26 protein-coding genes are annotated in these 26,073 nt (G+C 66.1%); 16 read left to right on the top strand and 10 right to left on the bottom strand.

The window, feature by feature from the left end:
- Positions 1-45: 45 nt before the first annotated feature.
- Together O0J73_RS05765 and bioA are read right to left on the bottom strand one after the other, a co-directional pair.
- A complete protein-coding gene (locus tag O0J73_RS05765; protein ID WP_006464648.1) occupies positions 46-783 on the bottom strand; it encodes a 16S rRNA (uracil(1498)-N(3))-methyltransferase in 738 nt (245 codons plus the stop codon).
- Positions 774-2,165, bottom strand: a complete 1,392-nt coding sequence (gene bioA, locus O0J73_RS05760; RefSeq protein WP_308308202.1) for an adenosylmethionine--8-amino-7-oxononanoate transaminase — start codon at positions 2,163-2,165, stop codon at positions 774-776. Before bioA ends, O0J73_RS05765 begins: the two co-directional genes overlap by 10 nt.
- Positions 2,166-2,242: 77 nt before the next feature.
- Between bioA and nudE the strand changes: the two genes are divergently transcribed.
- The 10 genes from nudE (at position 2,243) to O0J73_RS05710 (ending at position 9,653) form a co-directional block, all read left to right on the top strand.
- A complete protein-coding gene (nudE, locus tag O0J73_RS05755; protein ID WP_006464605.1) occupies positions 2,243-2,806 on the top strand; it encodes an ADP compounds hydrolase NudE in 564 nt (187 codons plus the stop codon).
- A complete protein-coding gene (gene cysQ / locus O0J73_RS05750; protein ID WP_197564361.1) occupies positions 2,803-3,606 on the top strand; it encodes a 3'(2'),5'-bisphosphate nucleotidase CysQ in 804 nt (267 codons plus the stop codon). Before nudE ends, cysQ begins: the two co-directional genes overlap by 4 nt.
- 13 nt (positions 3,607-3,619) lie before the next feature.
- Positions 3,620-4,459, top strand: a complete 840-nt coding sequence (gene mazG / locus O0J73_RS05745) for a nucleoside triphosphate pyrophosphohydrolase (protein WP_308308201.1) — start codon at positions 3,620-3,622, stop codon at positions 4,457-4,459.
- Entirely contained in the window at positions 4,456-4,785 is a 330-nt protein-coding gene (locus O0J73_RS05740; protein ID WP_053451368.1) for a YnfA family protein, read from the top strand. The genes mazG and O0J73_RS05740 overlap by 4 nt, the downstream gene beginning before the upstream one ends.
- A 122-nt stretch (positions 4,786-4,907) precedes the next feature.
- Entirely contained in the window at positions 4,908-5,210 is a 303-nt protein-coding gene (locus O0J73_RS05735; RefSeq protein WP_006464557.1) for a DUF962 domain-containing protein, read from the top strand.
- A gap of 66 nt (positions 5,211-5,276) precedes the next feature.
- Positions 5,277-6,236, top strand: coding sequence for an SPFH domain-containing protein (locus O0J73_RS05730; RefSeq protein WP_008268117.1), 960 nt, complete (start codon positions 5,277-5,279; stop codon positions 6,234-6,236).
- Between the two features lies 1 nt (position 6,237).
- Positions 6,238-6,681, top strand: a complete 444-nt coding sequence (locus O0J73_RS05725) for an NfeD family protein (protein WP_049458043.1) — start codon at positions 6,238-6,240, stop codon at positions 6,679-6,681.
- Positions 6,682-6,760: 79 nt separating this feature from the next.
- Entirely contained in the window at positions 6,761-7,873 is a 1,113-nt protein-coding gene (gcvT, locus tag O0J73_RS05720; protein ID WP_197564362.1) for a glycine cleavage system aminomethyltransferase GcvT, read from the top strand.
- Between the two features lie 93 nt (positions 7,874-7,966).
- Entirely contained in the window at positions 7,967-8,362 is a 396-nt protein-coding gene (gene gcvH / locus O0J73_RS05715) for a glycine cleavage system protein GcvH (protein WP_006464497.1), read from the top strand.
- A 775-nt stretch (positions 8,363-9,137) separates the two neighbouring features.
- Entirely contained in the window at positions 9,138-9,653 is a 516-nt protein-coding gene (locus O0J73_RS05710; RefSeq protein ID WP_308308200.1) for a hypothetical protein, read from the top strand.
- Positions 9,654-9,898: 245 nt separating this feature from the next.
- Here O0J73_RS05710 and O0J73_RS05705 read toward each other — a convergent pair whose 3' ends face one another.
- Positions 9,899-11,299 (bottom strand): serine hydrolase domain-containing protein, encoded by a 1,401-nt coding sequence (locus O0J73_RS05705; RefSeq protein ID WP_006464418.1) that lies wholly within the window; start codon positions 11,297-11,299, stop codon positions 9,899-9,901.
- A 286-nt stretch (positions 11,300-11,585) separates the two neighbouring features.
- Here O0J73_RS05705 and O0J73_RS05700 point away from each other — a divergent pair, with 286 nt between their 5' ends.
- Complete coding sequence (locus O0J73_RS05700; RefSeq protein ID WP_006464416.1) at positions 11,586-12,914, top strand: MFS transporter; 1,329 nt, start codon at positions 11,586-11,588, stop codon at positions 12,912-12,914.
- A gap of 78 nt (positions 12,915-12,992) precedes the next feature.
- Positions 12,993-13,340 carry a DUF1304 domain-containing protein gene (locus O0J73_RS05695; RefSeq protein ID WP_164241737.1) on the top strand — a complete coding sequence of 116 codons (348 nt, stop codon included), beginning with the start codon at positions 12,993-12,995 and terminating at the stop codon, positions 13,338-13,340.
- 29 nt (positions 13,341-13,369) lie between these two features.
- Here the strand turns inward: O0J73_RS05695 and O0J73_RS05690 are convergent, their stop codons facing one another.
- The 4 genes from O0J73_RS05690 to O0J73_RS05675 all read right to left on the bottom strand — a co-directional run bounded on the left by O0J73_RS05690 (position 13,370) and on the right by O0J73_RS05675 (position 17,728).
- Positions 13,370-13,774 carry a hypothetical protein gene (locus O0J73_RS05690; RefSeq protein ID WP_308308199.1) on the bottom strand — a complete coding sequence of 135 codons (405 nt, stop codon included), beginning with the start codon at positions 13,772-13,774 and terminating at the stop codon, positions 13,370-13,372.
- A gap of 6 nt (positions 13,775-13,780) precedes the next feature.
- On the bottom strand, positions 13,781-14,260 hold the full coding sequence (locus O0J73_RS05685) for a hotdog fold domain-containing protein (protein ID WP_308308198.1): 480 nt from the start codon (positions 14,258-14,260) through the stop codon (positions 13,781-13,783).
- Between the two features lie 76 nt (positions 14,261-14,336).
- Positions 14,337-16,814 carry an acyl-CoA dehydrogenase gene (locus O0J73_RS05680; protein ID WP_006464326.1) on the bottom strand — a complete coding sequence of 826 codons (2,478 nt, stop codon included), beginning with the start codon at positions 16,812-16,814 and terminating at the stop codon, positions 14,337-14,339.
- On the bottom strand, positions 16,811-17,728 hold the full coding sequence (locus tag O0J73_RS05675) for an alpha/beta hydrolase (RefSeq protein ID WP_197564363.1): 918 nt from the start codon (positions 17,726-17,728) through the stop codon (positions 16,811-16,813). Before O0J73_RS05675 ends, O0J73_RS05680 begins: the two co-directional genes overlap by 4 nt.
- 141 nt (positions 17,729-17,869) lie before the next feature.
- Here O0J73_RS05675 and O0J73_RS05670 point away from each other — a divergent pair, with 141 nt between their 5' ends.
- Complete coding sequence (locus O0J73_RS05670; RefSeq protein WP_006464233.1) at positions 17,870-18,472, top strand: TetR/AcrR family transcriptional regulator; 603 nt, start codon at positions 17,870-17,872, stop codon at positions 18,470-18,472.
- 138 nt (positions 18,473-18,610) lie between these two features.
- Here the strand turns inward: O0J73_RS05670 and O0J73_RS05665 are convergent, their stop codons facing one another.
- The 3 genes from O0J73_RS05665 to O0J73_RS05655 form a co-directional block, all read right to left on the bottom strand.
- A complete protein-coding gene (locus O0J73_RS05665; RefSeq protein WP_308308197.1) occupies positions 18,611-21,355 on the bottom strand; it encodes a TonB-dependent receptor in 2,745 nt (914 codons plus the stop codon).
- A 390-nt stretch (positions 21,356-21,745) separates the two neighbouring features.
- Positions 21,746-22,594, bottom strand: a complete 849-nt coding sequence (locus O0J73_RS05660; RefSeq protein ID WP_006464105.1) for a hypothetical protein — start codon at positions 22,592-22,594, stop codon at positions 21,746-21,748.
- Positions 22,595-22,710: 116 nt separating this feature from the next.
- Entirely contained in the window at positions 22,711-23,604 is an 894-nt protein-coding gene (locus tag O0J73_RS05655) for an Hsp33 family molecular chaperone HslO (protein ID WP_308308196.1), read from the bottom strand.
- Between the two features lie 82 nt (positions 23,605-23,686).
- Between O0J73_RS05655 and mtgA the strand changes: the two genes are divergently transcribed.
- The 3 genes from mtgA (at position 23,687) to O0J73_RS05640 (ending at position 25,911) form a co-directional block, all read left to right on the top strand.
- Positions 23,687-24,436: a monofunctional biosynthetic peptidoglycan transglycosylase gene (gene mtgA / locus O0J73_RS05650; protein ID WP_006464101.1), complete on the top strand. Its 750-nt coding sequence runs from the start codon at positions 23,687-23,689 to the stop codon at positions 24,434-24,436.
- Between the two features lie 64 nt (positions 24,437-24,500).
- Positions 24,501-25,520: a glycosyltransferase family 2 protein gene (locus O0J73_RS05645; protein WP_049455965.1), complete on the top strand. Its 1,020-nt coding sequence runs from the start codon at positions 24,501-24,503 to the stop codon at positions 25,518-25,520.
- Positions 25,480-25,911 carry a CBS domain-containing protein gene (locus O0J73_RS05640; protein ID WP_012511858.1) on the top strand — a complete coding sequence of 144 codons (432 nt, stop codon included), beginning with the start codon at positions 25,480-25,482 and terminating at the stop codon, positions 25,909-25,911. Before O0J73_RS05645 ends, O0J73_RS05640 begins: the two co-directional genes overlap by 41 nt.
- Positions 25,912-26,073 lie beyond the last annotated feature (162 nt).

The raw sequence follows: 26,073 nt of genomic DNA, 5'->3' as shown, positions 1-26,073 counted from the left end.
ATCCCGTGGATGCCGGCCAGCAGCCGGCACTACCACGAATCAGCCTTACCCCAGGTCTCCCAGCCGTGCCTGCAGCGCCGCGATCGCGGCCAGGCCGGCGGTTTCCGTGCGCAGGATGCGCGGGCCCAGCTGCAATCCCTGGAACCCGGCCGCCGCCAACTGGTCGCGGTCGCGCGGCGACCAGCCGCCTTCCGGACCGATGGCAATCACGATGCCGCCTGTGGGCGCGGCATCCAGCGTCGACAGCCGATGCGCGCCCTGCGGGTCCAGTGTCAGCCGCAATGTATCGGCGGGCAGTGCCGCCGCAGCCTGCGCCAGTGACAGCGGCGAACCGACCTGCGGAATGCGCGCACGCCCGGACTGGCCACAGGCCGAAGTCACCACATTGTTCCAGTGCGCCACGCGTTTCTCGGCGCGGGCAGCATCGAGTTTCACTTCGGTGCGCTCGGCGTTGACCGGAATGATCGCCGCCACGCCCAGTTCCGTGGCCTTCTGCAGGATCAGGTCCATCTTCTCGCCACGGGCGATGCCCTGCACCAGGGTGATGGCCAACGGTGATTCGTTGTCCACTCTCTCCACTGCGTCGATGCGGACCTGAACCTCGCGCTTGCCGGCCACGGTGAGGGTGGCGCTGTAGTCATGGCCGTCGCCGTTGAACAGCACGCAGGCATCGCCTTCGCGCAGGCGCATCACCCGCACCAGGTGGTTGGCGGTCTCTTCCGGCAGGGTCAGGGTCTGGCCGCTGTGCAGCGCCAGGTCGATGGGGCAGCGGGTCACGCGCATGCAATCGCCTCGTCAATGGCTGCCAGCGTGGTATGTGCGAGCAGTTCCAGTTGTTCGTCGTCCACGCAATAGGGTGGCATCCAGTACAGCACGTCGCCCAGCGGGCGCAGCACCACGCCACGCTTCAATGCAGCCTTGTAGGCGTGCAGCCCCAGCCGCAGGCCCGGGTCGAACGGCGTGCGCTTGTCGCCGTCACGCGACAGCTCGAACGCCACCACCATGCCGGCCTGGCGCACATCGGCCACGTGCGGATGGTCGGCAAACGGTGCCGCCAGCGTGCCCATCACCGAGGCGATCCCGCGGTTGCGGGCGATCACATCGTCGTCGCGGAAGATGTCCAGCGTTGCCAGGGCGGCCGCGCAGGCCAGCGGATTGCCGGTGTAGCTGTGCGAATGCAGGAACGCACGCTCGCGCGAGTCATCCAGGAAGGCATCGTACAGCGCCTGTGTTGCAAGCACCGCGGCAAGCGGCAGGAAGCCGCCGGTCAGGCCCTTGGACAGGCACATCAGGTCCGGCATCACCCCGGCCTGTTCGCAGGCGAACAGCGTGCCGGTGCGGCCGAAGCCCGTGGCGATCTCGTCGGCGATCATGAACGCACCGTGTGCATCGCACAGTTCGCGCACGCGCTGCAGGTAGACCGGGTCGTACATGCGCATGCCGCCCGCGCACTGCAGGCGCGGCTCCAGGATCACCGCGCAGATCTCGCCCGGGTGCTGGTCGAACAGCGTGGCCAGCCCATCGGCGGCGTGGCGCGCACGGTCGGCCGGGCTCTGGCCCGGCTCGGCCAGATAGGCATCGGGCGAGGGCGCGAACAGGCCTTCGGCCAGCAGCGGCGCATAGACACGGCGGTAAAGCGGAATGTCACCCAGCGCCAGGGCACCCAGGGTCTCGCCGTGATAGCCGTTCTCCAGTGAGATGAAGCGGGTGCGGCGGGACTCACCGCGGTTCTGGAAATACTGGAACGCCATCTTCAGCGCCACCTCCACGCCGGCTGAACCGTTGTCGGCGTAGAACACCTTCGCCAGCGGCTCGCGGCCGGCTTGGCGCGGCGCCAGTGCCAGCAGGCGCTCGGCCAGGATGATGGCCGGCTCGTGGCCGAAACCGGCCAGCATCACCTGTTCCAGTTGCCCGGCCTGGGCGGCGATGGCGCCGCCGATGCGCGGCTCGGCGTGGCCGAACAGGTTGGTCCACCAGCTGCTGACCGCATCCAGGTAGCGATTGCCGTCGTGGTCGATCAGCCATGCGCCTTCGCCGCGGGCGATCGGCACCAGCGGCAGGGTGTGCGGATGCTCGCGCATCTGCGTGCAGGGGTGCCACAGCACCTGCAGGTCGCGCTGCCGCCATTGGCGGGCCAGCGGGGAGGGGGTTGGGTCTGCTAGCATTTCGGGCTCATGAACATGTTGCTGCCTGCACATTCTATCGGCCCCGGCGCAGACGCCGGCCGCCGCGGAGACTCCGCATGAACGATGACCGTGCCGGCCGTCGCTTGCCGATCATCCATCGGATCACCGATGAGGAAAACGGCCCCTTCCAGCGCCAGCATCTGGACCTGGAGTTCTCCAACGGCGAGCACCGCCGCTTCGAGCGCCTGGTCAGCCGTGGCCATGGTGCGGTGGTGGTGGTGCCGATGCTCGACGAGGAGACCGTGCTGCTGGTACGTGAATACGCGGCCGGCATGCATCGCTATGAGCTGGGCCTGGTCAAGGGCCGCATCGACGCCGGCGAGACCCCCGAGCAGGCGGCCGACCGTGAGCTGAAGGAAGAGGCCGGCTACGGTGCGCGCCGGGTCGACGTGCTGCGCGCGATGACCCTGGCCCCGACCTACATGAGCCACCAGTCGTGGCTGGTGGTGGCACGCGATCTCTACCCGGAGAAACTGCCCGGCGACGAGCCGGAGGAACTGGAAGTCGTGCCGTGGAAACTGGCCGAGCTGGACCAGCTGATGCTGCGCGAGGACTTCTCCGAAGGACGCTCGCTGGCAGCGCTGTTCATCGCCCGCCAGTGGCTGCAGGGAGCGCGATGATCAAGCTGACCACGGACCTGCGCGAGACGGCCATCGCCATCGCCCAGGAAGCCGGACACGCCATCATGCAGGTCTATGCCGATGGCTTTGACGTGCAGATCAAGGATGACGACAGCCCGGTTACTGCGGCCGACCTGGCCGCCAACCAGGTGATCGAACAGGGCCTGCAGCAGCTGACCCCGGACCTGCCGATCCTGTCCGAGGAATCGGCGCAGGTGCCGTGGGAGCAGCGTCGCCACTGGGGCGCGTACTGGCTGGTCGACCCGCTCGACGGCACCCGCGAGTTCGTCAAGCGCAATGGCGAGTTCAGCGTCAACATCGCGTTGATCTACCAGGGGGCGCCGGCCTTCGGCGTGGTGCTGGCCCCGGTCACCGGCATCGTCTGGCATGCCATGCGTGGCGAGCTGGCCTACCGGCGCCAGGGCCTGCACGACACCGTGCTGCGCACGCGTACGCCGGCCACCGCGCCGCTGCGGGTGGCCGCCAGCCGCTCGCACCGTTCAGCGCAGACCGAGGCGCTGCTGGCCCGCATGGGCCGCATCGAGACCATTGCCCAGGGCTCGTCGCTGAAGTTCTGCCGGATCGCCGAAGGCGGCCTGGACGTCTACCCGCGGCTCGGCCCGACCTCCGAATGGGATACCGCCGCCGGCCAGTGCGTGCTGCACGCCGCGGGCGGCGCGGTACTGTCGGCCGCGACCGGCAAGCCCTTCCGCTACAACCGCCGCGAAACCCTGTTGAACGGCGATTTCATTGCCCTTGGTGACACCAGCCTGCCGTGGCGCGACTGGTTGTCCGATTGACCCTGGAGGCCGCATGAGCGCGCATGACACCCCCACCCAGCGCAGCGCTGCCAGCACCGAACTGGAGCGCCTGCTGTCGATCATGGCGCGCCTGCGCGATCCGCAGGGCGGCTGCCCATGGGACCTGGAGCAGGACTTCGCGACCATCGCGCCGTACACCATCGAGGAGGCCTACGAGGTCGCCGATGCGATCGACCGGGGCGACCTCGACGATCTCTGTGACGAGCTGGGCGACCTGCTGCTGCAGGTGGCGTTCCATGCGCGCATGGCCGAGGAGCAGGGCGCCTTCGCCTTTGCTGACGTCGCCCGTGCGATCAGCGACAAGATGCAGCGTCGCCATCCGCATGTGTTCGCCGACGTCAGCGTCGATGATGCCGACGGGGTGATGCGCAACTGGGAGGCGATCAAGCGCGCCGAGCGCGCCGCCAAGGGCGAGCAGGATACCTCAGCGCTGGCCGGCATCTCGCGCGGTCTGCCGGAATGGCAGCGGGCGGTGAAGCTGCAGTCGCGTGCGGCCAAGGTCGGTTTCGACTGGCCGGGCCCGCTGCCGGTGCTGGACAAGGCGGCCGAGGAGCTGCAGGAACTGCGCGAGGAGTTCGAGCGCGGTGACCTTGCCGGCAACAAGGTGCGGCTGCAGGAAGAACTGGGCGACCTGCTGTTCGTCTGCGCCAACCTGGCCCGCCACGCCGAGATCGACCTGGGCGCCGCACTGCGCCGGGCGAACCATAAGTTCGAGCGTCGCTTCCGTTCGATGGAAGCGCAGGCCGAAGCGCAGGGCAGCACGTTGGCGGCGATGGACCTGGATGCGCAGGAAGCCTTGTGGCAGCGCGCCAAGGCGGCGGAAAAGGCGTGAAGACCCTCGCCCTGTTCCTGCTGACCGCGCTGGCCGAGATCGTGGGCTGTTACCTGCCCTGGTTGTGGCTGCGCAAGGGCGGGAGCATCTGGTTGCTGCTGCCGGCGGCGGCCAGCCTGGCCCTGTTCGCGTGGCTGCTGACCCTGCATCCGACCGCCAGCGGCCGCGTCTATGCCGCTTACGGTGGCGTTTACATCGGCACCGCGCTGTTCTGGCTGTGGCTGGTCGACGGCATCCGCCCCAGCCGCTGGGATCTGATCGGCGCAGCCCTGTGCCTGGCCGGCATGGCGGTGATCATGTTCGGGCCGCGCACCCCCTCTGTGTAGCGTCGAGCGTGCTCGGCTGCTCCGGCCTTCTGTAGAGTCGAGCCATGCCCGACTGCTTTTGCTGCCGCTTTCCCTGCGGGAAGGCGCATGATGGCGGTGACCACGGCCCCCGGAGCACGTGCATGTCCCGTTTCGCCAGCTTCCGCGAGTTCTATCCGTTCTACCTCAGCGAGCACCGCCATCCGGTGTCGCGCCGGCTGCACTTCATCGGCAGCTGTGGAGTCCTGCTGCTGCTCGCCGCAGCGATCCTGCGTGGACAGCCGGCCCTGCTGCTGGCCGCGCTCGCCTGCGGTTATGGATTCGCCTGGGTCGGCCACTTCTTCTTCGAGAAGAACCGCCCGGCCACCTTCCGGCATCCCCTGTATTCGTTCGTGGGTGACTGGGTGATGTTCGCCGACATCCTGCGCGGACGGGTGCCCTGGTAGCCAGGCTGTGCATGCCGCCTTCACGCGCTATGCTGGGGCCTGGACGTCATAGATAAGGAAAGCGCGATGTTCCCCACCATGTTCTTTACCGTGGTACTGGCCTTCGTGGCCGTGGTCATTCTGTTCAAGGCAGTACGGATGGTGCCGCAGGGATACGAATGGACCGTCGAGCGCTTCGGGCGCTACACGCACACCATGACCCCCGGCCTGCACTTCCTGATCCCGATCGTCTACGGCGTCGGGCGCAAGGTGAACATGATGGAGCAGGTGCTGGACGTGCCCAGCCAGGAAGTGATCACCAAGGACAACGCGGCCGTTCGCGTGGACGGCGTGGTGTTCTTCCAGGTGCTGGACGCGGCCAAGGCCGCCTACGAGGTGGCCAATCTGGAAGTGGCGATGATCGCCCTGGTGCAGACCAACATCCGTACCGTGATCGGTTCGATGGACCTGGACGAATCGCTGAGCCAGCGCGAGGTGATCAACGCCCAGCTGTTGAGCGTGGTCGATCACGCCACCAACCCCTGGGGCGTGAAGGTCAACCGCATCGAGATCCGCGACATCCAGCCGCCGCGCGACTTGCTGGATGCGATGGCCCGGCAGATGAAGGCCGAGCGCGAGAAGCGCGCGCAGATCCTCGAGGCAGAGGGCTCGCGGCAGTCGGAGATCCTGCGCGCCGACGGCGAGAAGCAGGCCACCGTGCTGGAGGCCGAGGGCCGCCGCGAGGCCGCGTTCCGCGATGCCGAGGCGCGCGAGCGCCTGGCCGAGGCCGAGGCGATGGCCACCAAGGTGGTGTCGGCGGCGATCGCCGAGGGCGACGTGCAGGCGATCAACTACTTCGTCGCCCAGAAGTACGTGGAGGCGTTCAAGGAACTGGCGAGCTCGCCGAACCAGAAGCTGGTGCTGATGCCGATGGAAGCCAGTGGCGTGATCGGTTCCATCGCCGGCGTGGCCGAGCTGGCCAAGCAGGCGCTGGCGTCGCAGGGCAATGCACCGGCGGGCAAGCGCCCCCCGCCGATCGGGGGCTGACATGCGTTGGGAAGTCGTAGGCTGGGGCGCACTGGCATTGCTGCTGTTTGCCGCCGAGGCACTGGCGCCAGGCGCGTTCATGTTGTGGATCGGCATCGGTGCGGCGGCCGTGTTCGTGCTGGTGGCCGTGTTCAGTGGCATTCCCCTGTTGTGGCAGGTGGTGGCGTTCGTGCTGCTGAGCATTGTTTCGATCCAGTGCTACCGGCGCTGGGGCAGGGCGAGGGCGCGGCCCAGCGATGCGCCGTTGCTCAACCGCCGCGCCGAGCAGCTGGTCGGACGGGTGGTGCCGTTGCAGCAGGGCATCGTCGGCGGGCAAGGCAGGGTCAGCATCGACGACGCCTACTGGCAGGTCAGCGGCCCGGAACTGCAGGCCGGCAGCCTGGTGCGGGTGGTGGCGGTGCAGGGCAGCACGCTGCAGGTCGAGGCAGCAGACCGCCCCCTGTAGCCGCTGCGCTGCGGCGCGCCTGCGGGCGACCGATCTGGGATAATGGGGATTCTTGTTTCCTCTGCTGCCGGACCCGGTCATGACCCAGAAGACGCTGCTCAACGATACCCACCGCGCCCTCGGCGCCAAGATGGTCGATTTCGGGGGTTGGGACATGCCCATCCACTACGGCTCGCAGCTGGATGAGCACCACCTGGTGCGTCGCGAGTCGGGTGTGTTCGACGTCAGCCACATGACCGTGGTCGACCTGCGCGGTGACCAGGTCAAGCCGTTCCTGCGCCGCTTGCTGGCCAACTCGGTCGACAAGCTGAAGGTGCCGGGCAAGGCGCTGTACTCGTGCATGCTGAATCCGCGCGGCGGCGTCATCGACGACCTGATCGTCTATTACCTCGGCGACGACTTCTTCCGCATGGTGGTCAACGCCTCCACCCGCGAGAAGGATCTGGCCTGGCTGCGCGAGCAGGCCGCGCCGTTCGGCGTTTCCGTCGAGCAGCGCCCGGACCTGGCCATCCTCGCCGTGCAGGGCCCGCAGGCGCGCGACATCGTGATCGGCCTGGCTGGCGAAGGCGACCGTGCAGCGCTGGCCAAGCTGGGCCGCTTTGCTGCCCTGCAGGTGCAGTCGGACGAGGGCGTCGAGCTGTTCGTTGCCCGCACCGGCTACACCGGCGAGGACGGTTTCGAGATCCTGCTGCCGCAGGATGCGGTGGTCGCGTTCTGGAACCGCCTGCTGGCTGCGGGCGTGAAGCCGGCGGGCCTCGGTGCGCGCGACACGCTGCGCCTGGAAGCCGGCATGAACCTGTACGGCCAGGACATGGACGAAGAGATCAGCCCTTATGAAGCGGCACTGGCCTGGACCGTGTCGCTGGACGAAGGCCGCGACTTCATCGGCCGCGACGTGCTGGAAGCGCAGAAGGCTGCCGGCACCGCGCGCCAGATGATCGGCCTGGTGATGGACGAGAAGGGCGTGCTGCGCCACGGCCAGGCGGTGACCACCGCCAGCGGCCAGGGCGAGATCCTGTCCGGCACCTTCTCGCCAAGCCTGGCCAAGGGCATCGCGTTTGCCCGCGTGCCGGCCGGCGAACTCGGCGAGGTTACCGTCGATATCCGTGGCCGGCAGGTGCCGGTGCGCGTGGTCAAGTTCCCCTTCGTGCGCGAAGGCCAGGCCCAGCCCGGCGTGCTTGCCGACGCCTGACCCGAACGTGCCGGCCGTCACTGACAGCAGTGGCGGCCGGTTGGTTACACTAGCCCCGTTTTTTCCACCCCTGCATATCTCTGGAGCAGTCCCATGAGCGAGATCCCCGGCGACCTCAAGTTCCTCAAGTCCCATGAGTGGGCCCGTGTCGAAGGCAACGGCCGCGTTACCGTCGGTATTTCCGACCACGCACAGGGCCTGCTCGGTGACCTGGTCTACGTCGAACTGCCGGAAGTCGGCGCCGACGCCAAGGCCGGCGAACAGATCGCCGTCGTCGAGTCGGTGAAGGCCGCCTCGGACGTCTACAGCCCGATCAGCGGCAAGGTCGTCGAGGTCAACTCGGCCCTGTCCGACAAGCCGGAAACCATCAACGAAGATGCCTACGGCGAAGGCTGGATGTTCGTGGTCGAACTGACCAACGCCGAAGAGGTCAACGAACTGCTGGACCCGGACGCATACGCCGAAGCCCTGGAAAACGAAGACCACTGAGTCGTCGCTTCCGGGTTCGGACACGGCCACCTTCGGGTGGCCGTTTTTGTTTTGGCGAACGCATCGGACTCATGACGCAGGGTTCGCTGCGTACCCTCGACGCGGCATCAGCGGCCCTGTGGGCGGTGCCGACGGGCGTGCGCAGTTTTGCGCAAATCCGCGTTTCCACCCTGCGTCGGCGCGTCCGGATGTGAAAACTTTTCGCCCCCCGTTGCGGTGCCGTTGTGCTGGCGTTGGCGCTGCCGACGACCGCCGTTTGCGATGCGCGCCCGTCATTGCGGATCTCATGCATGCGTCTGCGCGGAGTGCCTATTTCAAGTGGTTTTTGTGCAACGCATGCGTTGCTGGTGTTGTCGCTGGCGTGCGTGCATCGTGCTTTGCGGGTCGTTGCGGGCGGAGCGCAACGGCCGTGCAGGTGCCACCGGGAATGGCGCGGATGTGAAAATTTTTCGCGGGGGTTGTTGACAGTAAAAAAAACCGTGATTAGGTTTCGCCTCAGCAGACCTTGCCTGCCCAACCGAGTGCGCAGAATCAATCGTCCGATGCGAAGCAGCCCCTTCAAGACCACCGCGATCCTGATGACGGTGGACATGGCCCCGCTTCCCCCGGAGAAATGCAAGGCACCTCCCGTTCCGATGCCCGCTCCGCCGATCGAGGCGGGCATTGCCGCATCCGTAACGGCGCGCCTGACGCGCCGGCGGTCCCCGCACGCAGCACCCGCGGGTTTGATCCACCTGGGCGTTTCAACTCCCTATCACTGACGAGGAGCCATCCCATGGCAACCAAGAAAGCTGCGAAGAAGAAGCCCGCCGCCAAGAAAGCGGTGAAGAAGGTCGCGAAGAAGGCCGCCGCCAAGAAGGCAGTGAAGAAGGTCGCGAAGAAGGCGACCGCCAAGAAGGCAGTGAAGAAGGCTGCAAAGAAGGTCGCCAAGAAGACCACTGCGAAGAAGGCAGTGAAGAAGGCGGCGAAGAAGGTAGCCAAGAAGTCCACTGCCAAGAAGGCCGTCAAGAAGACCGCGAAGAAGGCCGTCAAGAAGGTAGCCAAGAAGGCCACCAAGAAGACTGCCAAGAAGGCCACTGCCCGCAAGCCGGCCAAGAAGGCAGTAGAGAAGACTGCAAAGAAGGCGGTGAAGAAGACCGCCAAGAAGGCAGTCAAGAAGACCGCGAAGAAGGCGACCAAGAAGGCTGCCCCGAAGAAGGCAGCGAAGAAGGTTGCCAAGCGCAAGCCGGCCGCCCGCAAGAAGAAGGCCGCTCCGGTCGCTCTGCCGGCAACCCCGGCGCCGCTGATCTAAGTATTTCCCGATAGCCGTACCCTGAAACCCCCTTCCCTGTTGCCCAGCAGGGAGGGGGTTTTTTTATGGGTGTTCGCCGGCGTGGGCAACGGTAGAGTCGGCTGTCAGTCGACTGCGTCACCGCACTTGCAGGGTCGAGCGTGCTCGACTCCACCGATCACCGGCAGGCGAGCACGGCTCGCTGCAGACGAACAAAAAGGGCGGCCCGCAGGCCGCCCCTCATACTTAAGGCACAGCTCGCCAGATCAGCGCGGCGACGCCACCGCACGGTTGCTCGAAGCACCCTTGCCCTTGCGCTTGTCCTGCTGCGCCGGGCTCGCGCCCTCGGCCATCAGGTTGTCGCTGCCGAAGTCGGTGTCCACGTCCAGCCAGCGCTGCGCTGGCAGGCCGAGCGCGGAATCGAGCACCGTCGGCAGCAGGCCGCTGGGCAGGCCGCTTTCGCCGTTCCACATGATGGCGATGCCGAGATCGCGTTCCGGTACCAGCGCAACCAGGCCGCGATAGCCCTGCACGGCACCGGCATGGAACACCACATCGTGGCCGGCGTAGTCGAAGGTGCGCCAGCCCAGTGCGTAGCCGGCCGAATGCAGGCGCTCGCGGCGCCAGCCCGAACGCATCTCGCCGGGGGTGTTGATCAGGCTGGAGTGCAGCGTGGCCAGCAGCGGTGCCGGCAGCACGTCCGGGCGATGGCCGGTGTGGGCCAGCAGCCACTGCGCCATGTCACTGGCGCTGGCGTTGACGCCGGCGGCCGGGGCGACGCGGTAGTAGGTCGGCTTCGGCGTCAGCGACACCCAGCCGTTGCGGCTGCGCACGTGCGGACGCGCCCAGCGCGAGCTGGCCTGGATGCCGGCCAGGCCGAGGCTGGCATCGTTCATGCCCAGCGGCTTGAAGATGCGGCGCTCGACCGACTGCTCGTAGAAGCTGCCCGAGGCGGCATAGACCACGTCGCCGATCAGGCTGAAGGCCACGTTCTGGTACGCGTAGCAGTCGCCCGGCAGGCACTTGAGGCTGGTATTGGCCAGCTTCTGGGTCAGCGCGTAGTACTCGGCGTTGCCTTCGATGTCGCGGTCGTAGGCGTTGTACGGCAGGCCGACGCGATGGCTGAGCACGTCGGCGACGGTCAGGCGGTCGGTGGCCTCCGGTGAATTCAGGCGGAAGCCTGGCACGTAGTCGGTGACCTTGCTGTCCCAACGCAGGGTGCCGTCGTTGACCAGCAGGCCGGCCATGGTGCCGGCGAATGCCTTGGACAGCGAGGCCAGGCGGAACACGGTGTGCGCATCGACCGGCAGCGGATTGTTGACGTCGGTGACGCCATAGCCGCGCGCGCTGAGGATGCGGCCACCCTGCACGATCGCCACCGCCATGCCCGGCACGCGCTCGCCATAGGTAAGCTGCTGTGCCATCGACTCGATGTTGGCGACATTGAAGCCTGCGGCCGGCGCCTGCACCTGTGGCACCAGGCCGGTGCGGTAGGCCGCCGGCTGGGTGTGGGCGACGGCGGTGGCGGCGGCCGATTCGATGTTGGCCGGCATCGGTGGCAATGCCGGCGGGGTCTGCGCGGTAGTGGACAAGGCAACGGGCATCAACATGCCCAGCAAACCGGTGGCCGCCGAACGGATCGGACGACGCAGGCTGTTCTTTTTCATCGGTTGGACCCGTGCGCGACTGCTGATGGCGATTCTAGCGCCGCTTTTCCCTTGTGCACAAACAAAGCGAAGATGAATGCGCATCTCGTTGAAAAAGTTGGAATTTTGACGCCCCGAAAGCATGTATCGGAACGTGTCGTCCGGGCGGGGCCGTGACACTGCGTTGCGGCCTTCTGCGTGGCTGCTGCTGGCGATGTTGCAGTGCATTGGCTAACGTACGCGCTTCACCGCCCCCGGAGCCTGCCATGCCGCTGTCCAACCGCCGTCTTCTGGCGAGGGACACCGCGTGAGCGCGGTGAAGGGCAAGGGGCCGTTGCGTGGGCTGACGGCGGCACTGCGTGAGTCGCCGGCGCTGTGGTGGTCGTTCCTGTACTTCTTCTGCCTGCTCAGCGGCTACTACGTGCTGCGCCCGGTGCGTGAGGCCATGGCCGCCTCGGCCGACCTGGAAACGGTGTTCCCGCCGATGCTGATCGCCTGGTTCGCCAGCCATGGCATCGCGCTGAAGGATTTCGTCCTGCAGTTCCTGTTCTCCTGCGTGTTCGTGATCATGCTGGTGCTGCAGCCGGTGTATGGCTGGCTGGTCAGTCGCTTTCCGCGGCGGGTATTCCTGCCGGCGGTGTATGGGTTCTTCATCGTCACCTTGCTGGGTTTCTACGTACTGTTCGACAGCGGTGTGCCGGGCCGAGGCATGGCGTTCTTTTTCTGGATCACCGTCTTCAACCTGTTCGCGGTGGCGGTGTTCTGGAGCTTCATGGCCGATGTGTTTTCCAACGCGCAGGCACGTGCCTTCTACGGTTACATCGGCGCGGCAGGCACCATCGGTGCCTTTCTCGGGCCGATCATCACCGGTGCACTGGTGCAGCGTGTGGGCATCGCCAACCTGATGCTGGTCTCGGCCGGATTCCTCGCCATCTGCCTGTTGAGCATCTGGCGGCTGAGGCACTGGGCGGTGCTGCGTGAGCAGGAGCAGCAGCTGGTATCCGGCGAGCAGCCGATGGGTGGCAGCGTGCTGGACGGTCTGAAACTGATCGTGCGTGAGCCGTTGCTGCGCTGGCTGGCGATCATGGTGGTGTTCGGTGTGGGCGTGGGCACCCTGCTGTACAACCAGCAGGCCAGCATCGTGCGTGCGGCGTTCAACGATGCAGGCGCTGCCACGGCCTTCTTCTCGCGTATCGACCTGGCGGTGAACGCACTGGCGCTGCTGATGCAGCTCGGCCTGACCCGCTGGCTGCTGTCGCGCCACGGTATCGCGCCGGCCCTGTTGATCCCTGGCTTTGCGATCCTGATCGGCTTTTCGGTGCTTGCCGCTTCACCCATGCCGTTGATGGTCGCAGTGGTGCAGGTGATGACCCGCGCCAGCGAGTTCGCATTGGCCAAGCCGGCACGCGAAACCATCTATACCCGCGTGGACCGGCAGTGGCGCTACAAGGCCGGTGCGGCCATCGATACCGTGGTGTACCGCGGCGCGGACCTGAGCTTTGCGTGGGTGCACAAGGGCTTGTCGCTGTTTGGTTCACACGTGGTGTTCATCGGCGGCGTGGTGGTTGCCGCGTGCATGACCGCCGCGGCATTCGGTGTGCTGCGCGAAGAAAAGAAGCTGCCGCGCGACCGCTGAGCCGCGCGGGGTCGGCTCCCTCTCCCACGGAGAGGGCTCTGACCCCATCACCCCATCCATCTATCCAAGGAACCGCCCATGTACTGGATCGCACTCGCCCTGACCCTGCTGGTCGCCCTGCTGCACGTCTATTTCCTGGTGCTGGAAATGTTCCTGTGGACGCGCCCGCTGGGCCTGAAGACCTTCCGCAACACGCCGGAGAAGGCAGAGACCACGCGCGTGCTGGCGGCCAACCAGGGCCTGTACAACGGCTTCCTGGCGGCGGGCATCGGGGTGGGGCTGGTGATCGATCAGCCGGTGCTGGTGACGTTCTCGCTGGCCTGCGTGGTGGTGGCCGGGTGCTATGGCGCGTACAGCGTGAGCCGGCGCATTTTCATGATCCAGGCCGTACCGGCCATTCTGGCGCTGGTGTCGCGAGCGCTCTGACGTGGGCGCGTGCTGGCAGGCGCCGCCGCTCAGCGGCTGATGGCGCGCATGAAGCCCAGCCACATTGGCACGGCATGCAGCGCCGCACCCAGCACGAACAGGCCCGTCAGCAGGTGTACGCGCCAGTCGTTGATACGCAGGAAGATGAATTGCTCAAGTGTGCGGCCCACCCAGAACCCCGCCATGAAACCCAGCAGGACCAACCCCAGACGAGTGTCGACCAGGTCCGGGGCAAAGATCAGCGCGATCAGCCCCATTCCCAGGAACACATAGATCACGCGCAGATTGAGGATCTGCATGATCGCGCGGTTGAGCGTGCCGAGCTTGGCGAGCTCGTGTTTCCAGCCGAACAGCCGCCAGAACGCCAGATGGAAGGCGGCAAACCCCAGGCTGTGAATGCCTGCCAGGCGCACAAGCAGTTCAGTGGTCGTCATGGTTGATCAGCCTGTGCGCGGAGGGCGCGGCGATACCCACATTGAGATGGTCGCATGGAACACCTCGGTCCCTGCCGCATCGGTCACGCTGACCTTCACGGGCAGGTCGTAGCCGTCCGCAGCACTGACGATGGACAACATTGGCGTCGCCACGGCCTTCAACGTGCCCAAGGCCTTGGCCTGGTATTTCACGTCCATGCCCTTGGGGATCCAGCGCATGTCTGCCGGCAGGCTGGCGTCCACCATCACCCCGCCGACCAGCTCGGCCAGGTTGCACATCGCGATCGCATGTACCGTGCCAATGTGGTTGTTGATGCGGCGGTGCTGGCGGATCACGCCTTCGCAGCGGCCTGGCTCCAGTGCGGTGATGGTGGGCGCGATGCTGGCGAAGTAGGGCGCCTTGAAGCACACCGCGCGCGAGAACAGCCAGCTGCCGGCGGGCCAGCGCTGCAGGCGGTGGTAAAGCGAGAGCAGGGGCGTGGACATGGTGGGTATTCCGGTCGGCGGATAAAGCGACGGCGGGCCGAGGCCCGCCGTCGAAGGCAACGCGTGTCGCGGGCGGTCAGGCCGCCTGGGAATGCGGGTCCTTGTGCTGGCGGTCGTAGTAGCTGGCCGCGCGCAGTTCGTGGGTGTCGAAGTCGTCCACGGTGATGGTGTCCAGGGTCAGCGTGCGCAGCTCTTCCAGCAGGCTGCGCTCGTCCTGGGTGATCACGCCTTCGGCCACGGCTTCGTCCAGCTGCGCCTTGAAGTCCAGCGCCTCGATGCCCTTGCTCTTCAGCGCCTTCAGGAACTTGCGCTCCACCGGCTCGGCCATGATCGCCTTGCTCAGGTAGCTGTTGATGCGGCCACCCGGGTTGTTCTCGCATGGGGTCAGGAACACGCCATCGGCCAGGCGGTCGCGGGCTTCGTTCGGCGCCATCAGCAGCGCAGCGACGCGGCGGCTCAGGCGGTCGCCCGGAGCCTCGGCACGACGGCCCAGCGGGAAGATCAGCGCCCACATCAGCCAGCCGATCGGACGGATCGGGAAGTTGCGCAGGGCGGCCGACAGCGATTCCTCGATCTTGTGCACGCTGTCATGGAAGGCCCAGGCCAGCAGCGGCTGGTCGGCCTGCGGTGCGCCTTCGTCGTGGTAGCGCTTGAGCATGGCGCTGGTCATGTAGACATGGCTCAGCACATCGCCCAGGCGTCCGGACAGCGATTCCTTGAACTTCAGCTTGCCGCCGAGGGTCATCATCGAGATGTCGGCCATCAGCGCCAGGTTGGCCGAGTAACGGTCCAGCTTGCGGAAGTAGCGGCGGGTGTAGTCATCGCCCGGAGCAGCACCGAAGCGCGCGCCGGTCAGGCCGAACCAGAACGAACGCACGGCATTGGAGATGCCGAAGCGGATGTGGCCGAACAGGCTGCGGTCGAACTCCTGCAGGCCGGCGCGGGTGTCCGGATCCTGCGCCGCCTTCATTTCCTTCAGCACCCACGGGTGGCAGAGGATCGCACCCTGGCCGAAGATCAGCAGGCTGCGGGTCATGATGTTGGCGCCTTCCACGGTGATCGCGATCGGTGCGGCCTGCCAGCTGCGGCCGGCGAAGTTGCGCGGCCCCAGGATGATGCCCTTGCCGCCGATCACATCCATCATGTCCGAGATCACTTCGCGGCTCATGGTGGTGCAGTGGTACTTGGCGATCGCCGACGGCACCGACGGCACGTCGCCACGATCGACCGCCGCAGCGGTAGCCTGCGACAGCGCGCTGATCTTGTACGCCTTGCCGCCGATGCGGGCCAGCGCTTCCTCAACGCCCTCGAAGCGGCCGACCGACAGGCCGAACTGCTTGCGGATGCGCGCATAGGCGCCGGTGACGGCGGCACCGGCCTTGGCACCGCCGCTGGCGGTGGAGGGCAGGGTGATCGAGCGGCCCACGGCCAGGCACTCGTTGAGCATGTTCCAGCCCTTGCCGGCCATCGCGGCGCCACCGATCAGCTGGGTCAGCGGGATGAACACATCCTTGCCCTTGATCGGTCCGTTCTGGAAGGTCGAGTTGAGCGGGAAGTGGCGACGGCCGATTTCCACGCCGGCGGTGTCGCGCGGCAGCAGGCCCAGGGTGATGCCGATGTCGCGGGTATCGCCGATCAGGCCATCCGGGTCGTACATGCGGAAGGCCATGCCGATCAGGCTCGCGACCGGGGCCAGGGTGATGTAGCGCTTGTCGAAGGTCAGGCGCACGCCGAGCACCTGCTCGCCGTTCCACTCGCCCTTGCAGACGATGCCGTAGTCGGGAATCGAGGTGGCGTCGGAGCCGGCGAATGGACCGGTCAGGCCGAAGCACGGCACCTCGCGGCCATCGGCCAGGCGCGGCAGGTACTGGTCCTTCTGTTCCTGGGTGCCGTAATGCACCAGCAGTTCACCCGGGCCCAGCGAATTCGGCACGCCGACGGTGGAACTGACCACCGAGGACACCGAGGCCAGCTTCTGGATTACCTTGTGGTGGGCCAGCGCGGAGAAGCCCAGGCCGCCGTATTCCTTCGGAATGATCATGCCGAAGAACTTGTTCTTCTTGATAAAGGCCCACAGTTCCGGCGGCAGGTCGGCATGGACATGGGTGATTTCCCAGTCGTTGACCATGGTGCACAGCTCTTCGACCGGGCCATCGAGGAAGGCCTGCTCTTCAGCAGTCAGCTGCGGCTTGGGGTAGTTCAGCAGGATGTTCCAGTCCGGATCACCGGTGAACAGCTCGCCTTCGAAACCGACCGAGCCGGTTTCCAGCGCGATACGCTCGGTCTGCGACAGCGGCGGCAGCACCTTGCGGAACACCTTCATCATCGGGGCGGTCAGCAGCGGCTTGCGGATGAACGGCAGCAGCAGCGGCACGGCGATCACCGCCAGCACCGCGGCCGCGACGATCGTGGCGGTCTGGTTGACGTAGGGAATGAACCAGCAGGCGACCAGCAGGGCCACGCTGATCAGCGTCCAGGTAACCAGCCGCATGCGGTGGTAGGCGACGAACGCGCCTGCCAGCAGCAGGGCGAGGAAGGGAAGAACGATGCTCATGAGCGTGCTCCGGTGACGTGCTCGTTTGTGGCGGACGAAGCTGCAGCATCCGCTGCGGGCAACACGTCCAGATAGTCCAACACAGTAGCGGTAAAGGCGTCGTTGTCATCGCCAGCGACCATATGCGTGGCCTGCGGCAGCTGCACATGGCGCGCGTGCGGCGCCAACGCCAGGAATTCGGCCACGGTCTGCGGCGTGACCAGGTCGCTGCGGCCGCCGCTGACCAGCAGCAGGGGGCATTTCACCTGGCGTGCGGCTTCGGCCAGCGCATCCTGGTGCTGCTCGCTGTCGCGGGCCAGCTCGGCCACCAGGCGCGGATCCCAATGCCAGCGCCAGCGGCCGTTGCCGTCCTCGCGCAGCAGCGCACGCAGCGACTGCTCGGATTTGCGCGGGCGGTGCGGCATGTAGGCCGAGATCACATCGGCGGCCTGGGCCAGCGACGCGAAACCGTCCGGGTGGGCCGTCATGAACGCAAGGATGCGTTCGACACCGGCGGTGTCCCAGCGCGGGGTGATGTCGACCAGCACCATCGCCGAGAACAGGCCGGGCCAGCGCGATTCGGCCAGCAGCCCGAACAGGCCGCCCATCGACGCGGCAACCAGCACGGGCGGGCGCGGTTGCTCGCCGGCCAGGACGATCAGGTCATCGGCGAACTGTTCGCCGTGATACGGCAGGTCGGCGGCATTCCAGTCCGAATCACCATGGCCGCGGGCATCGTAGGCCAGAGTCTGCAGGCCGGCCGCGTTCAGTGCGCGCGCAGTGGCATTCCAGGCGTGGCGGGTCTGGCCAAAGCCATGCGCGAACAGCACCCGGCCGCGGCGGCCGTGGTCACTGGCGGTCGCCGCCAAACGCGCGCCATGGGCAGCGTCCAGGCGCAGGTCATGGAACGCAGCGGGAGTAGGGGACGTAACCATACCGGATAGTATGGATTGCTTGAGGGCGAAGTCAATACTGCAGGGTATGGTGCACTGCGGCAGGTGGTCCGGCGGGGGGCGTAACGGTTTCGACCGCAACGGCGTACTGCAACGAACCCCGGCGTATGGTTAAATCAGCCCATGAATCAACCTGACGCTTCCGCCGGCGAACCGCGCGCCGGCCGCAACAGCCGCCTGAGTGCCGAAGACTGGGCCCAGGCGGCCCTCGACCTGATTGCTGAACAAGGTGTGGGTGCCGTCGCGGTGGAACCGTTGGCACGGCGCCTGGGTGTGACCAAAGGCAGTTTCTATTGGCATTTCCCTTCCCGCGATGCCCTGCTGCAGGCGGCGCTGGAACGCTGGGAACTGTTCGAACAGGAACAGGTGTTCGGCAGCCTCGAGGATGTGCCCGATCCGCGCGTACGCCTGCGCCAGCTGTTCCAGATGGTGGCGCACGAAGTGCAGCCGCACATCATCTACAGCGAACTGCTGAAAGCGCTGGATCATCCGATGGTACGCCCGGTGATCGACCGCGTGTCGCAGCGTCGCCTGGACTACCTGATTGCCTCGTTCCGCCAGGCCGGGCTCAGCTCCACCGATGCGCGGCATCGCGCGCGCCTGGCCTATGCCGCGTATGTCGGCTTCCTGCAGCTGTCGCTGCAGCTGCAGCAGCCCAAGCAGGCCCGCGAGGATTTCGAGGCCTATGTCGAGCACCTCATCGAGACGCTGATTCCGAACGGTTGAAGATCGCCGTAGCTGGTCACGAGAAAGCCGCGGCACTGCCGCGGCTTTTTTCTTGCGTGCCATCCACGTATGGCCGGCGCCACAAAGAACAACGGCCCCTTGCGGGGCCGTTGCTGCATCAGCCGATCAGTGGAGCGATCAGAACTTCTGCTTGTACTGCATGTACATGTAGCGGCCCGGCAGGTCGTACTGCGGGTCGAACATGTTGGCGCGGACCGAGTAGGACACCGGCGGGCTCTTGTCCCACACGTTGTTCAGGCCGACCATGATGGTGCCCTTCCACGGCGTGTTGTAGCGGAACTGGACGTCGTGGTAGGTGGTGGCGCCGATGTGGTTTTCGCGGTTGTCGGGATCCGAGCAGTAGCTGCGCAGTGCGCCGCCCAGCGAGCAGACCTCGGTCATGCCCGACTTGTAACGCAGGCCATAGTTGACGCCGAAATCACCGTAGGACCAGTCGACGTACAGGTTGGAACGGACGCGCCAGTACGGATCCTGGTCGAGGTAGCGACCCTGGCGACCTTCAACCGGGGCATCCTCGGTCGACTTGGTTTCCCACTTCGACAGGTAGGTGCCGTCCAGGCTGACGGTGAACTGGCCGAACGAGGTTTCCGGCAGGCGGTACAGGACGCCCAGGTCCCAGCCTTCCACCTTGTACGACGCCAGGTTCATCAGCGGCATGTCGACGTTGGTGATGGTGTAGCGCTCGTTGGCGGTGCCGTAGTTCGGATCACGCGTGATCAGGCCGCAGTAGGCTGCCTGCTGCTGTGCGGTACCACCGTAGCAACGATCCATGATGTCGCCGATCGCCGGACGGGTGATGGCGTCTTCGATCTTGATCTGCCACCAGTCCAGGGTGACGTTCAGACCGGTGACGAAGCTCGGGCTCCACACCAGGCCCAGCGTCTTGCTGGTCGAGGTTTCCGGCTTCAGGTTCGGGTTCGACTTCCAGGTGAACGGCTCGACCGTCTGCAGCGGGCCAGGCTCGCCATCGGTGTTCGGCTGGACGAAGTTGGCCGGAACGCCCTGTGCAATACACTGGGCAAGCACGGCGCCGGTCGGGTTGTTGGCCCGGGCGCACGGGTCGGCGTAGGTCTCGAACGAGTCGGTGTCACCGCGGTACAGATTGTTGATGCTCGGTGCGCGGAAGCCTTCGGAGTAGTTACCACGCACCATCAGGTCATCGATCGGCTTCCAGCGGAAGCCGAACTTGTTGTTGGTGGTGTTGCCGAAGTTGCTGTAGTCCGAGAAGCGCGAGGCGATGCTGAAGTCCAGCAGCTTGGCGCCCGGCAGGTCTGCCAGCACCGGGATCGACAGTTCCACGTAGAACTCGTCCAGGTCGTAGGCACCCTTGGTCGGTGCTGCACCGTTGCCGGTGCTCAGGCCCGAGGCGATGAAGGCGTCCGGATCGAACTGGCCGCTTTCCTTACGGCCTTCGTAGCCGGCAGCGAAGCTCAGCGCACCGGCCGGCAGCTGCACGATCTCACCGGAGATGTTGGCGTAGTAGCTCTTCGACACCAGGCTCGCCGAGTCGTGCGCGGTGAACGAGGTGTAGTCCAGAGCGCCCTGCGAGATCGAGCCCAGGCCACCGAGCGGATTGATCGGCACGCAACCGGCAATGACGGCACCTGCCGAGTTCAAGCAGACCGGGCTGCCATCGCGGATGGCCGACGGGCCGTACGCTTCTTCCAGGCGCTGTACATTGAACAGGCCGTAGGTCAGATCGTTCTGGTCGGTCTTGTCGTAGCGGTAGCCGACATCCCAGTCGAAGTTGCGACCGGCGAACTCGAAGAAGCCTTCGAAACCACCGTAGAAGTGCCAGTTCTTGACGTTCTGGTTGAACGAACGGCCGCCGGTTTCATTGAAACGGCGGTTGACGCCGGTCAGGTCGACACCATACGGGTTGTACATGCTGTCAGCGGACAGCGTCATGCCGGTCACCGGCATCGCAGCCAGCAGCTGCTCGGACTTGCGCTCGTTGTACATCGCCTCGGTACGGAAGGTGATGTTGTCGGTGATGTTGTACGAACCGACGGCGAACAGCGAGGTGCGCTCGTTCGGGGTCAGCAGGTAGTTGTCGGGCGCAGTGTTGTAACCGTGCTGGTTGGAGACGAACGGCGTTTCCACACCATTGATGATGACGTAGCGCTGATCATTGCGGACATAGGAGCCCGGAATACCGGTGCCGCTCTGGCCGCTGAAGAACGGCGGGCCACCGGCGGAGATCTTGCGATCACCGGCCATCACGGCCTTCTCGTCAACGTAGGACACGCCCAGCACAAGCGAAGCGCGATCGGTGGTGGTGCCGAGGGTGAAGTCGGCCGCGGTGCGCTCGCCGTCGCCGGCGCTGTACTGGCCCTTGTAGACGTTGGCTTCAGCACCATCGAAGTTCTGCTTGGTGATGATGTTCACCACGCCGGCGATGGCATCCGAACCGTAGATGGTCGAGGCGCCGTCCTTCAGGACGTCGATGCGCTCGATCATCGCGGTCGGGATGGTGTTCAGGTCGACGCTGCCATCCAGACCGGTGGTCCAGCGGCGGCCGTTGACCAGCACCAGGGTGCGCTCGGCGCCGAGGTTACGCAGGCTGACGCCGGCCGAGCCGTCACCGCCGTTGTTGAACGTACGGTTCAGGGCGGCACCGTTGGCGGCGACGCGCTGCAGGATGTCGGCGACCGAGGTCACGCCCTGCTTTTCGATGTCGGCGCGGGTCAGGCTGAGCACCGGCTGCGAGGTTTCGATGTCGGTGCTCTTGATGCGCGAACCGGTGACCGAGATGCGGTCCAGGTTGGTCGCTTCCTGAGCCTGGGCGGTGGCAGTGGACGCCACACCGGCAACGAGCGCGACCAGGACGGCGTCGCGCAGCTTGTTGGACTTGAAGTTCATTGGCTCTCTCTCTCCAAGAAATCTTGGCTGGGTGATTGCCTGCGTACGGAGCGAAAAGGCGCTCCAAAAAACGCGAGGCTGAGCCGATAGTACTGGTGCGTTCCCAAAAATTAAAGGTGTGTTAATACAGGGCGTGGCAGGGCTGAATGCGATGGGGGCAGGTCATTGACGTCATTGAATTCAATGACTTGAGGCCGTTCCAGCCAGCTTGCCAGCCTGGCGTTAGTTTCATGTGAAAGAAAATATTTCGGTTGTTGCAGTGTGCAGGCGAAAGAATTCTTTCCGTCCATCGGCCATTCAGGATTGCTGCGGCGCAAAAAAAGAACGGGCGCCCAGCGGCACCCGTTCTCATTCAACGCCCGGATTGTGAGCCCCGCCGGTGCTGTCTGGTCAGAGATCCTGCTCGTAGCGGACGTACGGCACGGTGCCGTCATCGTTGCTTTCATTGCGCGGCGAGAACGGATTCTTGCCGCGGCTGATCACGTTCTCGGCGCCAACGGTGAGCTGGCCGGACCAGGGAGTACGCCAGGTCAGCCCGATTCCCAGGCCTTCCCATTTGCCAGGTTTGCCCGGCACGTCGACGACACGCCCGATGATGCTGCCGGTGAAGTTGCCGTAGCCGGCGCCGATGCTCAGGCTCTTGCTGTCCCAGCGATCGACGATGGCCGGTGAGGCATCAGCCAGCGGTACCAGGCGGGCCTTGGCATAGGTGCCGGCGATGGAGACGAAGCCCTCGCGGCCGATGTTCTTCTGCGCGAACACGGTCAGGTCGTTCTGCTCGGCGCGCAGCGAAGGGGTCTTGTTCGGGCCTGACAGCCAGGCCGGCAGGGTTTCACGGCCGGTACCGGCGGTGATGCCCAGGCGGCTGTTGCCACGGTTCAGTGCGGCGGTGCCGGTGAAGCGGCGGCTGTTGAGGTCGTCATCGTCGCCGAGGCTGGCCAGCATGCAGTGACTGGCCAGGCCGCTGATGCTGGTTCCGCTGCTGCTGTTGCAGAGCAGGCCCAGCGAATCGCCGGAGGACAGACCGAAGGCGGCATCCAGCGAGTTGCGGCCGAAGTGCCAGCGGGCGCCGGCTGCCTGTTCGCCGGTGGGTTCCAGATACAGCAGGGCCTCGACCTTGCCGCTGCCCTTGTTCCACACCGGCAGCACGGTACGGGTGTCCTTGCTCTGCGCATGCGCGCCCGCAATCGCGCCAAGGGCGATCAGCAGGGCCAGCGGTAGACGCAGGAAGGTACGCATCGGACCAGTTCAGACAGGGATGAACAACGGAAGTTCCCGCGGAAACGGGAACTTGATCGTAGGGCGTTTATGAATTCTTAACAAGCCTTGATCCCCCCAGATGCAAGACCAGCCGATTACTGAAGCCGTTCAGGCGCCGGCACAGTCCCCTCGGCACCGTGGAACAGTATGCCGAACTCCGTCAAAGGAAAGTGATACTCACGCCCGCAGAATTCGCAGCGCACCTCGACTGCGTTGGTGGCTTCGGCGGCGGCACGGGCCTCCTCCTCGCCCAGCGACTGCAGCATCGATGCGACCCGTTCACGCGAGCAGGAGCAGGCGAAGGACAGCGGCTTGCTGCCCATCAGCTCGGGCTTCTCCTCGTGGAACAGGCGGTGCAGCAACTGCGCGGCCGGGGTGGCCAGCAGTTCGGCCTTGCCCAGGGTCTCGAACAGGGCGCTGGCGCGGGCCCAGCCGTCCTCGTCGCCCTCGTCGCCCGGCAGCTTCTGCAGCAGCAGCCCGGCGGCACCGTTGCGGTCGGCGGCCAGCAGCAGGCGGGTCGGCAGCTGCTCGGACTGGCGGAAGTAGTCCTCGAAGGCTTCGTCCAGTTCCGGTGCGGTCAGGCCGACCAGGCTCTGGTAGCGCTGCGGTTCGCGCGGGTCCAGGCCCGGGTTCTCGATGGTGATCGCGAGCAGGGCGTCATCGCCCAGGCTGGACAGGTCGCGCGGCGCGTCGGCACCGTCGCTGAGCTGGGCGATGCCGCGCAGGGTACCGGCGGCAGTGCATTCGGCGAACAGCGTGCGCAGGGCGGTGCTGCTGCGCAGCTGGATCGACAGGCGGCCATCGATCTTGGTATGGCCGGTGAACAGCGCCGAGGCCACGCAGGCCTCGCCGAGCAGCTCGGCAGCGGTATCCGGGTACTGGGCGTGGGACAGGATTTCCTGCCAGGTGGCCTGCAGGTGCACATGCACGCCGCGGACGCCGGCGTCGGGCAGCAGGAAGCGGATCAGGGAATCGGAGTTGGCGGTCATCAGCTCACATCGCGCGTAAACGGAGGCGGTTGCCGGATAATGCGCCGACAACCAGACAGAACAGAAGAAGGATGCACCAGTAATGGGGGCAGCGGGAGAGCAGCACAAGGTCGAGGCCGGGGCGGACGTCCCTCGCCGCAGGCGCTGGCGCTGGAAACGGCTGCTGTGGCTGCCGGTGCTGCTGGCCGCCTTCAGCTGCCTGCAGGTACTGGTATTGCGGTTCATCGACCCGCCCGGGTCCATGGTGATGCTGTGGCGCTACGGTGAGGCGCTGGGTGAGGCGGACTGGTCCTACCGGCTGCATTACCAGTGGCGCGACCTGGACCAGATGGCGCCCAGCCTGCCGATCTCGCTGGTGGCGGCCGAAGATCAACGCTTTCCCGACCACAATGGATTCGACCTGCAGGCCATCGAAAAGGCGCGCGACCACAACGCAAAGGGGGGCCGCCTGCGCGGTGCCAGCACGATCAGCCAGCAGGTGGCCAAGAACCTGTTCCTGTGGCAGGGCCGCAGCTGGGTCCGCAAGGGCCTTGAGGTCTGGTACACGGTGCTGATCGAAGCACTGTGGCCGAAGGAGCGCATCCTGGAGATGTACGCCAACATCGCCGAGTTCGGGGATGGTGTGTATGGCGCACAGGCCGCGGCGCAGAAATTCTGGGGCAAGGACGCGGCTCGGCTGAGCCCGGCCGAAAGCGCGCGGCTGGCGGCGGTGCTGCCGGCACCACGGCGCTACAACGCGGCGGCGCCGGGGCCGTATGTCCAGCGGCGTGCGGCATGGATCCAGCGCCAGGCGCGGCAGCTGGGGGGGGCGGCGTACCTGTCGGAGGAGTGAGGGCGCGGCCTGCCGGGTATGCAGGTGGCGGCCCGCATGCGTGCCGGCAACGTACAATCCGGGCATGACCCGCGAACGGCTTACCTTTGTCATCGCCGCCTACAACGAGGCCCTGGCACTGCCGTTGCTGCATCCGCGGTTGTGCGCGGTGCTGGATGGCATGCCCGACATCGAAGGCCACATCCTGTATGTGGACGACGGCAGCCACGACGACACCTGGCCGGTGATCGCCGGCCTGGCCCAGGCCGATGCGCGGGTCTCGGCGCTGAAGCTCTCGCGCAACTTCGGCAAGGAGGCCGCGCTGACGGCCGGCCTGGACCTGGTGCGCGAGGGGGCGGCGATGATCCTCGATGCGGACGGCCAGGACCCACCGGAGTTGGTGCCGCAGTTCGTCGCGCGCTGGCGCGAGGGGCACGACAACGTCTATGGCACGCGCATGGCCCGCGATGGCGAGGCCTGGGTCAAGCGCGCCACGGCGGCGATGTTCTACCGGGTGATGGGGCGCCTGTCGCGCACGCCGATCCCTGCCGACACCGGGGATTTCCGCCTGTTGTCGCCGCGCGCGCTGAGCGCACTGCGCGAGATGCGCGAGCGTCATCGGTTCATGAAGGGCCTCTTCAGCTGGGTCGGGTTCAAGCGGGTGGCGGTGCCCTATCACCGCCACGCGCGCGTGGCTGGTACCAGCAAGTTCAGCCTGTGGCGGCTGTGGAACTTCGCCCTGGAGGGCATCACCGGTTTCTCTACCGTGCCGCTGCGGGCCGCCACCTATCTGGGGCTGGCAACGGCGGCGGTGGCCTTCGTGTTCGGCTTGTGGGTGATCGTCAAGGCGGCGCTGTATGGCGACCGGGTGGCGGGTTGGCCGACGATGATGGCGGTGATCCTGTTCCTGGGCGGGGTGCAGCTGATCGCGCTGGGCCTGATCGGCGAGTACCTGGGCCGGCTGTATGAAGAATCCAAGCAGCGGCCGCTGTACCTGGTTGACGCGTGGCTAGCATCGGCCGTGGCAGACTCGGCCCTGCAACCCACCCTTGGAGGGCAGGCGGATGACCACGGTACGGCAACTGTTGGACGGCAAGTCTCCTGAAGTACATGCGGTCGCGCCGGATGCGGCGGTGATCGATGCGATCCGGTTGATGGCGGAGAAGGGTATCGGCGCGGTGCTGGTGATGGATGGGCCGCGACTGGTCGGCATCCTGTCCGAGCGCGATTACGCGCGCAAGATCGTGCTGCGCGATCGTTCGTCGCGGGATACGGCGGTGGCCGAGATCATGACGGCCCAGGTGGTGACAGTGTCGCCGGGCGAGCAGGTGGAGCACTGCCTGCAGCTGGTGACCGATTACCGCATCCGCCATCTGCCGGTGGTGGAAGGCGCGCAGGTGCTGGGGGTGATTTCCATCGGTGATCTGGTGAAGTCGGTGATCGATGCACAGCGCAGGGAGCTGGATCAGCTGCAGCAGTACATCGTGGCGGGATGAGTTGTTCGCTGGCGGGCCTGCGGCCCGCCGGCCCGCTTTTTGAAGCCAGAGCCAAAGCCAAAGCAGCGCTTTCCTGATACGTTGGGAGGCGGGGGGTGCGGCTGGTCAGGACACGCCGTAAACCCATCCATGGGGGCTCGATGGCGCCATCCATGGCGCCAA

The sequence above is a fragment of the Stenotrophomonas sp. Sm6012 genome (genome assembly GCF_030985895.1).
Classification (GTDB): Bacteria; Pseudomonadota; Gammaproteobacteria; order Xanthomonadales; family Xanthomonadaceae; genus Stenotrophomonas; species Stenotrophomonas forensis.
This window is presented reverse-complemented; position numbering and strand designations above follow the sequence as displayed.

Coding starts and splice junctions, on each gene's coding strand:
- O0J73_RS05680 (WP_006464326.1), bottom strand. CDS start 16,814: ATGAGCATCGTTCTTCCCTTCCTCGCCCTGCTGCTGGCAGGCGCGTTC.
- O0J73_RS05705 (WP_006464418.1), bottom strand. CDS start 11,299: ATGAAAAAGAACAGCCTGCGTCGTCCGATCCGTTCGGCGGCCACCGGT.
- cysQ (WP_197564361.1), top strand. CDS start 2,803: ATGATCAAGCTGACCACGGACCTGCGCGAGACGGCCATCGCCATCGCC.
- O0J73_RS05660 (WP_006464105.1), bottom strand. CDS start 22,594: ATGCGTACCTTCCTGCGTCTACCGCTGGCCCTGCTGATCGCCCTTGGC.
- gcvH (WP_006464497.1), top strand. CDS start 7,967: ATGAGCGAGATCCCCGGCGACCTCAAGTTCCTCAAGTCCCATGAGTGG.
- O0J73_RS05665 (WP_308308197.1), bottom strand. CDS start 21,355: ATGAACTTCAAGTCCAACAAGCTGCGCGACGCCGTCCTGGTCGCGCTC.
- O0J73_RS05645 (WP_049455965.1), top strand. CDS start 24,501: ATGACCCGCGAACGGCTTACCTTTGTCATCGCCGCCTACAACGAGGCC.
- O0J73_RS05735 (WP_006464557.1), top strand. CDS start 4,908: ATGTCCCGTTTCGCCAGCTTCCGCGAGTTCTATCCGTTCTACCTCAGC.
- O0J73_RS05690 (WP_308308199.1), bottom strand. CDS start 13,774: ATGACGACCACTGAACTGCTTGTGCGCCTGGCAGGCATTCACAGCCTG.
- O0J73_RS05765 (WP_006464648.1), bottom strand. CDS start 783: ATGCGCGTGACCCGCTGCCCCATCGACCTGGCGCTGCACAGCGGCCAG.
- O0J73_RS05640 (WP_012511858.1), top strand. CDS start 25,480: ATGACCACGGTACGGCAACTGTTGGACGGCAAGTCTCCTGAAGTACAT.
- gcvT (WP_197564362.1), top strand. CDS start 6,761: ATGACCCAGAAGACGCTGCTCAACGATACCCACCGCGCCCTCGGCGCC.
- O0J73_RS05655 (WP_308308196.1), bottom strand. CDS start 23,604: ATGACCGCCAACTCCGATTCCCTGATCCGCTTCCTGCTGCCCGACGCC.
- O0J73_RS05695 (WP_164241737.1), top strand. CDS start 12,993: ATGTACTGGATCGCACTCGCCCTGACCCTGCTGGTCGCCCTGCTGCAC.
- O0J73_RS05670 (WP_006464233.1), top strand. CDS start 17,870: ATGAATCAACCTGACGCTTCCGCCGGCGAACCGCGCGCCGGCCGCAAC.
- O0J73_RS05725 (WP_049458043.1), top strand. CDS start 6,238: ATGCGTTGGGAAGTCGTAGGCTGGGGCGCACTGGCATTGCTGCTGTTT.
- O0J73_RS05675 (WP_197564363.1), bottom strand. CDS start 17,728: ATGGTTACGTCCCCTACTCCCGCTGCGTTCCATGACCTGCGCCTGGAC.
- mtgA (WP_006464101.1), top strand. CDS start 23,687: ATGGGGGCAGCGGGAGAGCAGCACAAGGTCGAGGCCGGGGCGGACGTC.
- O0J73_RS05685 (WP_308308198.1), bottom strand. CDS start 14,260: ATGTCCACGCCCCTGCTCTCGCTTTACCACCGCCTGCAGCGCTGGCCC.
- bioA (WP_308308202.1), bottom strand. CDS start 2,165: ATGCTAGCAGACCCAACCCCCTCCCCGCTGGCCCGCCAATGGCGGCAG.
- nudE (WP_006464605.1), top strand. CDS start 2,243: ATGAACGATGACCGTGCCGGCCGTCGCTTGCCGATCATCCATCGGATC.
- O0J73_RS05710 (WP_308308200.1), top strand. CDS start 9,138: ATGGCAACCAAGAAAGCTGCGAAGAAGAAGCCCGCCGCCAAGAAAGCG.
- mazG (WP_308308201.1), top strand. CDS start 3,620: ATGAGCGCGCATGACACCCCCACCCAGCGCAGCGCTGCCAGCACCGAA.
- O0J73_RS05730 (WP_008268117.1), top strand. CDS start 5,277: ATGTTCCCCACCATGTTCTTTACCGTGGTACTGGCCTTCGTGGCCGTG.